The organism is Streptomyces speibonae (assembly GCF_984686075.1).
The window spans coordinates 7,870,396-7,883,043 of the sequence record NZ_OZ480260.1 but is presented as its reverse complement, the minus strand read 5'-3'; the positions used below and the strand labels follow the sequence as shown (position 1 = coordinate 7,883,043).

The 12,648-nt window shown below is 76.0% G+C and carries 11 protein-coding genes; 6 read left to right on the top strand and 5 right to left on the bottom strand.

Annotation, left to right across the window (positions count from 1 at the left end):
* Positions 1-55 precede the first annotated feature (55 nt).
* The 3 genes from AC5L3C_RS35190 (at position 56) to AC5L3C_RS35180 (ending at position 3,611) form a co-directional block, all read left to right on the top strand.
* Positions 56-736, top strand: coding sequence for an adenosylcobinamide amidohydrolase (locus AC5L3C_RS35190; RefSeq protein WP_493653137.1), 681 nt, complete (start codon positions 56-58; stop codon positions 734-736).
* Positions 737-912: 176 nt separating this feature from the next.
* Complete coding sequence (locus AC5L3C_RS35185) at positions 913-2,532, top strand: PP2C family protein-serine/threonine phosphatase (protein ID WP_493654157.1); 1,620 nt, start codon at positions 913-915, stop codon at positions 2,530-2,532.
* Positions 2,529-3,611, top strand: coding sequence for a cobalamin B12-binding domain-containing protein (locus AC5L3C_RS35180; protein ID WP_493653136.1), 1,083 nt, complete (start codon positions 2,529-2,531; stop codon positions 3,609-3,611). Before AC5L3C_RS35185 ends, AC5L3C_RS35180 begins: the two co-directional genes overlap by 4 nt.
* 43 nt (positions 3,612-3,654) lie before the next feature.
* Here the strand turns inward: AC5L3C_RS35180 and AC5L3C_RS35175 are convergent, their stop codons facing one another.
* Genes AC5L3C_RS35175 through AC5L3C_RS35165 form a run of 3 tightly spaced genes read right to left on the bottom strand, consistent with a single transcriptional unit; the run spans position 3,655 to position 7,268 of the window.
* Positions 3,655-5,247 (bottom strand): FAD-dependent oxidoreductase, encoded by a 1,593-nt coding sequence (locus AC5L3C_RS35175; protein WP_493653135.1) that lies wholly within the window; start codon positions 5,245-5,247, stop codon positions 3,655-3,657.
* Entirely contained in the window at positions 5,244-5,975 is a 732-nt protein-coding gene (locus AC5L3C_RS35170; RefSeq protein WP_493653134.1) for a class I SAM-dependent methyltransferase, read from the bottom strand. The genes AC5L3C_RS35175 and AC5L3C_RS35170 overlap by 4 nt, the downstream gene beginning before the upstream one ends.
* A gap of 51 nt (positions 5,976-6,026) precedes the next feature.
* Complete coding sequence (locus AC5L3C_RS35165; protein ID WP_493653133.1) at positions 6,027-7,268, bottom strand: lycopene cyclase family protein; 1,242 nt, start codon at positions 7,266-7,268, stop codon at positions 6,027-6,029.
* 273 nt (positions 7,269-7,541) lie between these two features.
* On the opposite strand from AC5L3C_RS35165, the gene crtI reads away from it, so the two are divergent.
* The 3 genes from crtI to AC5L3C_RS35150 are packed head-to-tail and all read left to right on the top strand — an operon-like array spanning position 7,542 to position 11,079.
* On the top strand, positions 7,542-9,071 hold the full coding sequence (gene crtI, locus AC5L3C_RS35160; protein WP_493653132.1) for a phytoene desaturase family protein: 1,530 nt from the start codon (positions 7,542-7,544) through the stop codon (positions 9,069-9,071).
* Complete coding sequence (locus tag AC5L3C_RS35155) at positions 9,068-10,075, top strand: phytoene/squalene synthase family protein (RefSeq protein ID WP_493653131.1); 1,008 nt, start codon at positions 9,068-9,070, stop codon at positions 10,073-10,075. The genes crtI and AC5L3C_RS35155 overlap by 4 nt, the downstream gene beginning before the upstream one ends.
* Positions 10,072-11,079, top strand: coding sequence for a DUF5914 domain-containing protein (locus AC5L3C_RS35150; RefSeq protein ID WP_493653130.1), 1,008 nt, complete (start codon positions 10,072-10,074; stop codon positions 11,077-11,079). The genes AC5L3C_RS35155 and AC5L3C_RS35150 overlap by 4 nt, the downstream gene beginning before the upstream one ends.
* A gap of 195 nt (positions 11,080-11,274) precedes the next feature.
* Here AC5L3C_RS35150 and AC5L3C_RS35145 read toward each other — a convergent pair whose 3' ends face one another.
* Together AC5L3C_RS35145 and AC5L3C_RS35140 are read right to left on the bottom strand one after the other, a co-directional pair.
* Complete coding sequence (locus AC5L3C_RS35145; protein WP_493653129.1) at positions 11,275-12,156, bottom strand: SDR family oxidoreductase; 882 nt, start codon at positions 12,154-12,156, stop codon at positions 11,275-11,277.
* Positions 12,153-12,617: a hypothetical protein gene (locus tag AC5L3C_RS35140; protein ID WP_125509456.1), complete on the bottom strand. Its 465-nt coding sequence runs from the start codon at positions 12,615-12,617 to the stop codon at positions 12,153-12,155. Before AC5L3C_RS35140 ends, AC5L3C_RS35145 begins: the two co-directional genes overlap by 4 nt.
* Positions 12,618-12,648 lie beyond the last annotated feature (31 nt).

Below are 12,648 nucleotides of genomic sequence, written 5' to 3'. Positions count from 1 at the left end.
CCGTGCCGCGCGGCCGTACGATCGGCCGGTCCGCGCCTGCAAGGAGCCCCGCCCGGTGACCGCCGTCCTCCCTCCGCCCCGCACCGACCGCCCGCTGCCGACGCCGCGGCGGCTGACCCGGGTCGAGGACGGTGAACGGCTGCACGCGCTGCTCTGGCCGGCGGGCCCCGGTCACCGGATGATCAGCAGCGCCGTGCTCGGCGGGGGCATCGGTGAGCGGGCCTGGGTCCTCAACGCCCAGGTGTCCCACGGCTACCGGCGCACCGACCCCGACCGGCACCTCGCGGGCCTGGCCGCCGCCGCGGGCGCGCGGGGCCCGGGGGTGGGGCTGATGACGGCGGCGGACGTCTCGGTGTACGCCCACGCGCACCACGAGGGCACGGAGGCCTTCGTCACGGCCGGCATCGATGTGCGCGGCTGGGCCGCCGCGTCCGGCTCGGGTCCGGGCGGGCCCCAGGCGCCGGGCACGATCAACATCGTGGCCGCCGTGCCGGTGCCGCTGAGCGACGCCGCTCTGGTGAACGCGGTGGCCACGGTCACCGAGGCGAAGGTGCAGGCCCTCGTGGAGGCCGGGCTCGACTGCTCCGGCACCCCGACCGACGCGGTGTGCGTCGCCGCCCGCACTCCCGGCCCCGGCGAGGAGACGCACGCCTTCGCGGGGCCCCGCTCGCTGTGGGGCGCGCGGCTGGCCCGTGCCGTACACCGCGCCGTACACGCGGCCCTTCCGACCGTGTGACAGCGGACATGCGGGACACGGGTGCAGGGCCCGCCCGCCGGGGTACGCAGCCGCCCGGCGGGCAGGCCGCCGTCCGGGTCGGTTGCTTTGGCAGGTGGAGATGGGGGACCGTGACAGCTGAGTCCCGTTCCCCCGGCAGAGAGGTGGTGGGGTACGCACGACGCGTGCCTGCGCCTGTGATTCCTTCCCCCGGCACACCCGCCCAGCCCCGCGGCACGGACGTCCGTGCCGCTCCGACGTGGAAGGACGCCCCCTGCCCGGTGCTGGTGCTCGACGCGAGCGGCGCGGTCGTGGACGCGAATCCGCTCGCCCGGCGGGTGCTGGCACGCCCGCACGGCGCCGCGCGGGTCGACGTGCCGTCCTGGCTGGCGGCCGCGCACCGCGGGCAGGCCGACGGCGGTGACCTGTCCCACGAGGGCCCGTCGGCCGCCGGGGAGGTCGGTGACCGGTACTTCGAGGCGCACCCCAGCCCGGTCGCGGGCGGGGGGACGGCGTGGTGGCTGGTCGACGCCACCGGCCGGCGTCAGGCGGAGGCCGCCCTGCACAGCGCCCGGGAGCAGGCCGAGACACGCGCCATGGTCTCCAGCACCCTTCTGGCGTCGCTGAACGTGCCGCGCTGCGCGGAGGTGGCGGCGCAGCTGGCCGCCGAGCACCTCGCCGACGCCGCGCTGCTGGTCCTGCCCCCGGTCGGGCGCCGGTACGCGGTGACCCACGCCCTGCGCGGCGAGCAGGCCGTGCACAGCTCGCTCCCGATCGATCCCGGTGAGGTGCCGGGCCTGGCGGAGGCGCTGCAGGGCTTTCCCCCGGTCCCCGCGCGGTGGATCGACCCGCACGTCCTTCCCGGGTGGGTGCTCCCGGCGGGCTTCACCGGGCCGGTCGGCTCCGTCATCGTCGCGCCGCTTCCCGGTCACGGGGTGTCCGCAGGCGCCCTGATCCTCCTGCGCTCCAGCGCGGAGTGCGCGTTCACCCCGGACGAGGAGGCCTTCGCCCGGCTGTTCGCCGCCCGCGCGGGCGCCGCGCTGTCGGCCGCCCGCCTGTACAGCGAGCAGAGCGGGATCACCGCGACGCTCATGCGGGAGCTGCTGCCGCCGGCGCTCGGGCGCCTGCACGGCGTGGACTACGCGGGGCACTACCGGGCCGCCAGCGACCACGAGCGGATCGGTGGGGACTTCTACGACGTCCATCCCGGCGGCGACGCCTCGCAGGAGACGTTCGTCGTCCTGGGCGACGTGGCGGGCAAGGGGCTGGACGCGGCGGTCCTGACCGGGAAGATCCGCAACACGCTGCACGCGCTGCTGCCGCTGGCGTCCGACCACGAGCAGGTGCTGACCCTGCTCAACGGGGCGCTGCTCACCTCCCACCACACCCGCTTCGCCACGCTGGTGCTGGCCTGCGTCCGGCGCGCGGACGACGGCCGGGTCCGGCTGCGGCTGACCAGCGCCGGGCACATGCCACCGCTGATCGTCCGCGCGGACGGCCGCGTCGAGGAGGCGGACACCCAGGGCTCGCTGGTCGGCGCGCTGCCCTCGGTCACCGTACGGACGGCCGACGAGGTGCTCGCGCCCGGGGAGACGTGCCTGCTGTACACCGACGGCATCACCGAGGCGCGCGGCGGGCCGCTGGGCGACGAACTGTTCGGGGAGGACCGGCTGCGGCAGGCACTGCGCGAGTGCGGAGGAATGCCGGGAGAGGCGATCGTGGAGCGGGTGCAGATGCTGGCCGCGCAGTGGCTGGGCGGCGGCAGCCACGACGACATGGCCACGCTGGCCATCAGCGCGCCGCGGGTGACGCCGTGACCGGGGCCCGCGGTCCCTCGGCCGCCGGGCTGCGCGACAGGCTCTGGCAGGCGGTGATCGAGGGCGGCGAGTACGACGCCGTCGACTGTGTGCGCGCCGCTCTCGACAGGGGGTGGCAGGAGGAGGAGCTGCTGCTCGACGTGGTCGCGCGGGTGCAGGAGAGGATCGGTGCCGAATGGGCCGCCGACCGGATCACCGTCGCCCAGGAGCACGCCGCCACGTCCATCAACGAGCGGGTGATCGCCGCCCTGGTCCACGGGCCGGCGGCGGGCCGGCCCGTTCCGCACCGGGGGCGGGTGACGGTCGCCTGTGCCGACGGCGAGTGGCACGCCTTCCCGGCCCGGCTGGTCGCCGAGGTCCTGCGGCTGCGGGGCTGGCTGGTGGACTATCTGGGCGCCCAGACGCCGACACCGCATCTCGTCGCCCATCAGCACCACACCAACTCCGACGCCGTTCTGCTCTCCGGGTCGATCCCCACCCACCTCCCGGCCGCCCACGCGGCGATCACCGCCTGCCGGGCGATCGGGGTGCCCGTGCTGGCCGGGGGCCGGGCCTTCGGGGCGGACGGCAGGTTCGCCCGGGCCCTGGGCGCCGACGCGTGGGCCCCGGACGCCCGGGGGGCGGCCGACGTCCTGGACGCCGGTCTGCCGCGGCCGATGGCGGTGCGGCAGGCGGTCGACGACCTGCCCCACCTGGCGGACCAGGAGTACACGATGGTGGTCCGGGGCCGCAGCCGGCTCGTCAAGCAGGTGCTGGGGGACCTGGAGAGCCGCTTCCCGGCGATGCGCGACTACAGCGACGCGCAGCGGGAGCGGACCGCGGAGGACCTGGTCCACATCCTCGACTTCCTGGCCACCGCGCTGTACCTGGACGACGCGGAGGTCTTCACGGAGTTCCTGAGCTGGACCTCCGAGGTCCTCGAGGCACGCGGCGTCCCGTCCCGCTCCCTGCTGGCGGGCCTCGACATCCTCGCGGAACGACTCCACGACTTCCCCCGCGCCCTGCGCGTCGTCCACGGGGGCGCATCCCGGCTCCGCCACCGCACGGCCGACGCGACCGCCCCCGGCACGACGGTGTGAACACCGGCACGCGTGCCCTCGCGGCCTCACGGCCCGGTGCCGCCTAGCGGCGGGTACGACCCGGCTCCGACCCGGACGGTCCGCGGGCGGTTCGGCGGGCCAGGGCCCGTAGCAGGGGGGTGCGGCCCCGGGTGGGGACCGTCCAGAGGGGGTGGCCGTGGACGCCCCAGCGGTGCAGGAGGGCGTTCGCCGCCAGGAAGCCGGTAGTTGCCGCGCGTTCCATGAGGGCCACCGGGAGGCCGGTGCGGACCAGGTCTCCGGCGACCACCAGGGCGGGGTCCGGGGTGCGCACCGTGGGGCGGTCGGCGTAGCCGCCGACGGGGAACAAAGGGCAGTCGGCGCGCCACACGTGACGGACGTCGACGATCGCGGCGCCCGCCGTCTCCGGGTAGGCGCGGTGCAGTTGGCCGATCAGCCGTTTCTGCTCGGTCTCGCGGGAGGCCGCTGGGTCCACGGCGTAGGCGTGGAGTTCGACCACGGAGCCGCCGGTGCGTGCGGACCAGCGGCGCGCCTCGTCCTCGTAACGGTCGAGCACGCTGATGTTGTCCAGGGTCTCGTATCCGCTGGTGCCGAGGAACGCGGGGCGGCCGGGCGCGACGGGCCGGTCCAGCCAGAGGCGGGTGACGAGGAACGGCGGGGCGTTGCGCAGGCGGGCGACGCGTTCCCGCCACGGGCCGTCGCCCAGCCGGCCGGAGCGGGCGACCAGGGAGCGCAGTCCCACGGCGTCGAGGGCGAGGACGACGGTGTCGTGGCACCGCTCCCCCGCGGCGGTGGTGACCGCGAAGCCGCCGTTCCCGGTGGGGGCGACGTGCTCCACCGGTGTGCCGGTGAGGACGTCGGCTCCGTGCCGGCGCAGGTGGGCGGCCAGAGGGTCCCACAGCGCGGCCGGGAAGGGCGCGTCGGGCACGTCGAACAGCAGCCCCTCGGCGGAACCCAGGAAGTAGATGTGGAACATCAGGACCATCTCCGCCGCCGACAGCTCCCGGGGATCGGCGAAGAAGCTGCGGGAGAACACCTCGAACGCGAGGTGGCGGGCGCGGTCCGGGAAGCGGACGGCGTCCAGGAAGTCGTGGGCGCTGACGGCGTCGAGGCGTTCGTACACGTCGGGCACGCGCACGTCGAGGAGCGGCAGGGCCGCGACGGGGTTCATGCGCAGCAGGTCGCCCGGGCGGAAGGACGGGCTCAGGGCGACGAAGCCGAGCGCGCTCCACGGCGGTGTGCGCGGCACGTGGCGGAAGCCGTCCCGCAGACCGTCGCTGTGGCGCAGCGGGTAGTCCGGCAGGCCGGTGAGCCGGTCCAGGCCCGGATCGGCACGGTGCAGCAGACCGCGCAGGTTGTAGTACTGACGGAAGAAGGCGTGGAAGCCGCGGCTCATGGTCGCCGGCGTGCCGTCGGCGAGCTGGACCGGCCAGCCGCCGACCCGCCCGCCGAGGAAGGGCTCACGCTCGTAGAGGGTGACGGCGACCCCGCGCTCGGCCAGCGCGGTCGCCGCCGCCAGTCCGGCGACACCGCCGCCGACGACGGCCGTCGTCGGGCGGGCCCCCTGGATACGGGGTGTCCCGGGCGGGGGCACGAGGACCCGCGCGCGGCGGTCCCGGCCGGGCCGGCGGGCGTGCGGAGGGCGCGGGCGCGTCATCCCTCGGCCCCGTTCCCGGTGCGGGGGCGCCGGCCGACGAAGGTGTGGGTGATGCCCGTCTGCCATCCCGGCAGAGGGAGGACCCGTACCGCGTCGAAGCCCTGGTCGCGCAGCCGCCCGGCGAACCGGCTCGCGGTGTCGAACTCGACCACGCTGCGCCACAGATGGCGGTACAGCGCGCCGTCCCCGAGCACGGTGGCCGCCGGCTGGACGATGCCGCGGCACACCAGGGTCCACACCGCGCGGTCCGCGCGGCGGCCGCCGAGGGTGTACTCGTGCACGCCGAGTCTGCCTCCGGGGACGAGCAGGTCCCGCACGGTGGCGAGCACCGCGTCGGGGTCGGAGACGTTGCGGAACAGGTAGGCCGCGAAGACCGCGTCGAACGGGCCGGTCACGCCCGCCGTGGACAGTTCCTCCGCCGTCGCGCGGACGAACGTCACCCGCTCCGGCCAGGCTTTGGCGGCGGCCCGTTCCAGCATGCCGGCGGAGGCGTCCACGGCGACCACGTGGGCGCCGGGCAGCTCGCCGGCGAGGGCGGCGGTCGACGCGCCGGTGCCGCAGCCGAGGTCCAGGACGCGCAGTCCCTCTCCCTTTCCCGCCAGTCCCAGGCGGCGGACCGAGCGGCGCAGTTGGGCGTGGTAGCCGGGGTTGGCGGCCACCAGGGCGTCGTAGCCGCGGGCGGCGTGGTCGAAGGCGGCGGTGAGATCCTCGTCGCGCAGCAGGGTCATGCGGTCTCCTGGGGCAGGCAGCGGGGGCACGGCTGGGTGAGGCGGCCCATGTCAGGGGCCGTCGAACGGGCGGCGCGGCAGGGTGCGCAGTTCCAGCGCCGAGCGGAGCATGGGGCCGACGGGGGTGCGCAGGCCCACGGTCAGGTCCTCGTGCAGCCGGGTGCGGCCGTCGAGGAAGCGCAGCAGCAGCCGCATGGGCAGGCGGGCGAAGAGGCGGGAGAACAGGGCGGGGCCGTCGGCGCGGCCGCTGTCCAGGGCACGCAGCAGCACGGCGTCCATGGCCCGGGAGCGCGCCGGGTGGGCGGGCGGCGGCACGGGGGTGCGGCCCCGGCGCAGCGCGGCGGCGACGGCCTCCGTCTGCCGCTGGATCCCGGCGAAGGTGTAGCCGGTCGAGGGGCGGGTGGCGCCGCCGGCGGCGCCGATGCGGAAGACGGACGCGCCGGCCTGACGGGGCATCGGGGCGTCGGTCATCGGGATGATCCCGCTCTCCTCGGACAGGATGCGCAGGTCGCCCAGTCGGAGCACCTCCTCGGTGTACTGCCGCAGCGCCGAGGCGTATCCGGCGGCGGTGAGGGGGCGCCGGTTGAACTCGGTGTACTCCACCAGCGCCTCGCGCCGGCCGACGGGCAGCACGTAGCCGAAGGACAGGCCCGTCGCCGGCTGGGGGGTGCGGAAGTCCATCAGGTCCGCGGTCCTGGGGTCGAAGACCGGCCGGTCGGTGCGGACGAACCAGCCGTGGAAGTGCTGCAGCAGGGTGGTGCGGGCGGCCGGAAGGCTGCCCGCGGGACGGGAGTCGAACACCCAGCGGGTGCGCAGGGCGCGGGCCCGTCCGGCGGGGTCGCTCAGGTGGACCAGCGCTCCGCCGGGCACGTCCTCCACGGCCTCGACGGTCGCCTCGAGCCGGCGTACGGACGGGCTGCCGGCCAGGTCGCGGGCGACCAGGTCCTCGAAGTCGTCCGACCGGATCATCTTGTAGCGCAGCGGTGCGATGTCGCCCTCCGTCGCCGGGCCGGAGGGGGGACGCACTCGCAGGTACCGCCAGGCCGCCGTGACGGCGGCGTCGAAGCGGCCCGTGACCGGTTCCCAGAAGCACCAGGTGCGGCGCGGGGGGCGCAGCGGGCCCGGCGGGGCGTCCACCAGGACGGCCGACGGGACACGGCCTCCGGGCTCGGTTTTCGCCAGACGGTGGGCGAGGGACAGTCCGGCGGCGCCCGCGCCCACGATCACCACCTCGGCGTCCAGCACGACGGCACGCTCCTCCCGCTCCTCGGTACACAGCCACCTCGCCGGCATTCCTGGCTGTGTGCCCGTTCCGATCCGGGTCACTCGGATGTGTGACGGACCGCCACTTCCCGGACGGGGCGCGCTCGTCCAGGGCCTGCTGCGGCGGTTCGCCCACGCGTTCCGGCTCGCACCCGGCGTGCGCGTGTCGCGTGTCGTGCACGGGCGGAAGCACACCGGTCGGGGAACGATCGGTGCGATAGCGAGAGGAACCGGAATGGACTGTACAGACATGCAGGACAGGGACGTGTCCGACGCGGCGGCCCGTGGCGCGGAGGACCGCCGGTGAAGCGCACCGTGGCGGGCCGTACGGACCACGTGGTGGTCGTGGGCGCCGGTCTCGCAGGGCTTTCGGCGGCCCTGCACCTGCTGGGCGCGGGCCGGCGCGTCACCGTCGTCGAGCGGGCGGCGCGGCCCGGCGGACGCGCCGGGCGCCTGGATCTCGACGGCTACCGGATCGACACCGGCCCCACCGTGCTGACCATGCCGGACCTGGCCGACGAGCCGTTCGCCGCCGTCGGCGGCAGTCTGCGCGAGCGTGTGGAGCTCGTGCCGCTGCACCCGGCCTACCGGGCCCGGTTCGCCGACGGCAGCGGCCTCGACGTGCACACCGGGGCCGAGGCGATGGCGGCGGAGGTGGAGCGGTTCGCCGGCCCCCGGGAGGCCGCGGGGTACCTGCGGCTGCGCGACTGGCTGACCCGGCTGCACCGGGCCCAGATGCGCCGCTTCATCGACGCCAACTTCGACTCCCCGCTCGGGCTGCTGAACGGCGACCTCGCCCGGCTGGCGGCGCTGGGCGGCTTCGGACGGCTGGACGCGCGCGTCGGGCGCTTCCTGCGCGACGAGCGGCTGCGCCGGGTCTTCACCTTCCAGGCCCTGTACGCGGGCGTCCCGCCGGCCAGGGCGCTGGCCGCGTACGCCGTCATCGCCTACATGGACACCGTCGCCGGGGTGTACTTCCCGCGCGGCGGCATGCACGCGCTGCCCCGCGCCATGGCGGACGCCGCCGCCGAGGCGGGCGCCGAGCTGCGGTACGGCCACGAGGTCACCCGGCTGGAGCGCTCCGGCGGCCGGATCACCGCCGTCGTCACCGACCGGGACCGGGTGCCCTGCGACGCGGTCGTCCTGACCCCGGACCTTCCCGTCGCCTACCGGCTCCTGGGACGCACGCCACGGCGGCCGGTACGGCTGCGGCACTCGCCGTCCGCGGTGGTGCTGCACCTCGGCACCGACCGGACCTGGCCCCGGCTGGCGCACCACACCCTCTCCTTCGGGGCCGCCTGGCACACCACGTTCGACGAACTCACCCGCACCGGCCGGCTGATGAGCGACCCGTCGCTGCTCATCAGCCGGCCCACCGCCACCGACCCGGGCCTCGCCCCGCCGGGGCGCCATCTGCACTACGTGCTCGCGCCCTGCCCCAACACCGACATCGGCCCGGGTGCCGCCGCGTGGACGGACCTGGCCCCGCGCTACCGGGACGATCTGCTGCGGGAGCTGGAGCGGCGCGGCCTTGCCGGTCTGGGGTCCGCGATCGAGGCCGAGTGCCTCGTCACGCCCGCCGCCTGGCACGCCCAGGGGCATGCCGCGGGTACTCCGTTCGCCACGGCCCACACGTTCGCCCAAACGGGTCCCTTCCGGCCCCGGAACCTGGTGCGCGGCACCGAGAACGCCGTGCTGGCCGGGTGCGGCACGACCCCCGGCGTCGGCGTGCCGACCGTGCTGCTGTCGGGGAAGCTGGCCGCGGCACGGATCACCGGCGGCCCGGGGCGGCCGCGTGTCACCCTCGCCGCGACGCAGGAGGCTTCCGCATGACCGAGCGTGAACTGGACGCCGCGGGCGTCACCGATCCGGCGCTGCGCGAGGCGTACCGCCGCTGCCGGGCACTCAACGCGCGGCACGGCCGGACGTACTTCCTCGCCACCCGGCTGCTTCCCGTCGAGCGGCGCCCCGCCGTGCACGCCCTGTACGGCTTCGCCCGCTGGGCCGACGACATCGTGGACGCGCTCGGCACCGGCGCGGACACGGCGCGCCGCGACGCGGAACTGTCGGCGCTCGAACGCGAACTGGAGAAGGGTCTGCGGGACGGCGCCGGCGAGGAGCCGGTGGTGCGCGCCCTCGCCGACACGGCCGGCCGGTACGACATCGACCACGCCCACTTCGCGGACTTCATGGCCGCGATGCGTGCGGACCTGGTGGTGACCGACTACGCCGACTACGCGGAGCTGCGCCGGTACATGCACGGATCCGCCGCGGTCATCGGTCTGCAGATGCTGCCGGTGCTCGGCACGGTCGTCCCGCGCGGCGTCGCCGAACCGCACGCGGCGGCCTTGGGGGTGGCGTTCCAGCTCACCAACTTCCTGCGCGACGTGGGCGAGGACCTCGACCGGGGCCGCGTCTATCTGCCGGCGGACCTGCTCGCCGCGCACGGCGCGGACCGGGCGCTGCTGCGGTGGAGCCGGGACACGGGCCGCCGGGACCCCCGGGTCACCTCGGCGCTCGAGGAGTTCGCGGCACTGACGCGGGGCGTGTACCGGGAGGCGGCGCCGGGGCTCGCGATGCTGGAACCGGTGTCCCGGCCGTGCATCCGTACGGCGTTCGTGCTGTACGGCGGGATCCTGGACGCCGTGGCCGAGGACGGCTACGCGGTGCTGCACCGCCGGGCGGCCGTGTCCCGTCGGCGGCGTGCCGTGGTCGCCGCCGACGGGCTCGCCCGGGTGGCGGCCGCCCGGCTGAGCGCCCGTCGGACCTCCGGGCGGCGCCGGCCTGACGTCCTTCCGCTCGCTCCCCGCCCAGCGGGTTCCGAGGGGGCCGCATGAGCACCGGATCCGCGGACGGGCGCCGGCGGCTGCCGCTGTCCCTGCGCAGGCGTGCGGTGCCGTGGGACCGGCAGCGGCCCACCTGGCGCGAGGCCCGGCCCGCCGTCATCGCCGCCGCGCTGAAGCGGGCCCGGGCGCGCCCGTCGGGCAACTGGTACGTGGTGGGCGACTCCCGCGGCCTGCGCGACAGCCGTCCGCTGGCCCGGACGGTGGCGGGGCAGGAGGTGGTGCTCTGGCGGAACGCCGAGGGCCGTCCGGTCGCCGGGCCCGGGATCTGCCCGCACCTGGGCGCGCCGCTGCGGGACAGCCCCGTCCGCTGCGGGAACCTGGTGTGCCACTGGCACGGACTCGCCCTGGACGGCGGCTCGTTCGCGGGATGGGAGCCGTTCCCGGTGCACGACGACGGGGTGCTGCTGTGGGTCCGGCTGGATGAGGCCGGCGGCGAGGAGCCGCTCGACGCGCCGGTGGTGCCGACGCGGCCGGCCCGGGCGCTGACGGCCGTGCACACCGCGGTGGGCTCCTGTGAGCCCGAGGACGTCGTGGCCAACCGTCTGGACCCCTGGCACGGGGCGTGGTTCCACCCGTACTCGTTCGTCGACCTCACGGTGACGGGCGCACCGGACGGCTCGGACGGGAGCGCGGACGCCTTCACGGTGGACGTGTCCTTCAAGGTCGCGGGCCGGCTGGTGGTGCCGGTGCGGGCGGAGTTCACCGCGCCGGAGCCGCGCACGGTGGTCATGCGCATCGCGGAGGGCGAGGGTGCGGGCTCCGTGGTCGAGTCCCACGCCACTCCCCTGGGAACGGACGACCGGGGCCGGCCGCGTACGGCGGTCGTCGAGGCGGTGGTGGCCGCCTCCGGCCGTCCGGGTTTCGCCCTGGCCCGGGGCGCGGCCCCGCTCCTCCGCCCCCTCGTCCGCGCGGCCTCCGGCCGCCTGTGGCGCGACGACCTCGCCTACGCCGAACGCCGCTGGTTCCTGCGCGCCACGGGGCGCTTCCCGGGGTGACCGGCCACCCCGGGCGGGCTACCTGGCTGTGGAGCTGGGCTTCTTCGCCCCCGCCGCCCCTTCCCGTCCCGTCCCCGGGGGCGCTGCCCCCGGACCCCCGCTCCTCAAACGCCGGAGGGGCTGAGTTGTGCCGAACGGGCCGAGTTTTGCCGAAGGGGATGGGTTGTGCCGGAGCAGCCGAGTTGTGCCGGAGGGTCACTGGCGGGTTCCGGATGCCCTGTCGTCTGCCCTGCCGCCGGCGCCGAGGAGGCCCGTGTGGTGGAGGGGGGTCGTGGCTTCCAGTTGGGGCAGGCGGCGGCGGGTGGCCCGCAGGACGACGGGGGGCAGGGCGGGGCGGGCCAGTTGGGCCAGGCGTACCCAGCGGGGGACGTAGACGGCCCTGCTGCGGTGTTCCACGGCGGTCGCGAGCCGGGGGGCGACGCGGTCCACCGGGTGTACGCGGCGGGCCGGTGGGGGCATGTTGCCGCGCAGTTCCCGCAGCGCGGGGTAACGGTCCCCCTCGTGGATCATGTCGGTGCCGGTCCAGCTCACGTAGGCGATGCCGACGGCGACACCGTGGTGTGCCACCTCGGCGCGCAGACAGTGCGCGAACGCCTCCGCACCCGCCTTGGAGGCGCAGTAGGCGCTCATCATCGGCGCGGCGCCGATCGCGGCGAGCGAGGCGACCTGGAGGTGGTAGCCCCGGGTCGCCAGCAGATCCGGCAGAAAGGCGCGCGCCGTGGCCGCGCTGCCGGTCAGATTGACGTCGATCACCCGCCGCCACCCGGCGGGGTCGGAGGTGACGAACGGGCCGCTCTCCGCGACCCCGGCGTTGGCCACGACGGCGGACGGGGGGCCGAGGTGTGTCCTGACCCGTTCCGCGGCCCGCTCCAGCGCGGCGTCGTCGGTGATGTCCACCTCCTGGGCGAGTGCCCGGACCGGGAGGGCGTCGGCGACGGCTTTCAGCTCCGTCCCCTCGTGGCCGAGCAGGGCGAGGCGGGCACCGCGCCGGGCGAGTTCGCGGGCCAGGGCCGCGCCGATGCCCCGCGCGGCGCCCGTCACCACGACGGTGCGGCCCCGGAGCGGGGAGTCCCTCACCGTTCCTCCCCGTCGCCGGACGCGCCGGGTCGGGCCGTGTGGTCGGGGTGGCCGGCGGTGCGGCGGGCCTCCTTCAGCTCGGCCTCGTACAGATGGTCCCGGCCCTCGGCCAGTTCCTCCACGGCGGCCTGTTCCAGCTCCCGGAACGGCTGGTAGTAGGTGCGGTCGTAGGCCTCGACGATCTGGAACGTCCAGTGGCCGGGGATGACGTTGCGGCCCAGCACCTGGGTGCGCACCGTCTCGGCCCACTCCGGATACCCGGCCTTGCGCAGCAGTTCGACCGTGCGGTCCAGTTCCAGGTCCGCGGTGCCGGTGAGCTGGTGGAAGCTGTAGAGGTGGCCGCGGGCCCGCTCGGTGGTCTCCAATGCCTTCGACAGCGATCCGAGTGCCTCCACCGTCTCGTCGCTGACACCCTCGGGGCGTTGGTGGGCCCGGTCGGGTCCGTCTTCGTGTCCGGTCATCGTCTCGCCTCCGCCGGTGGTGGTCGTGGGG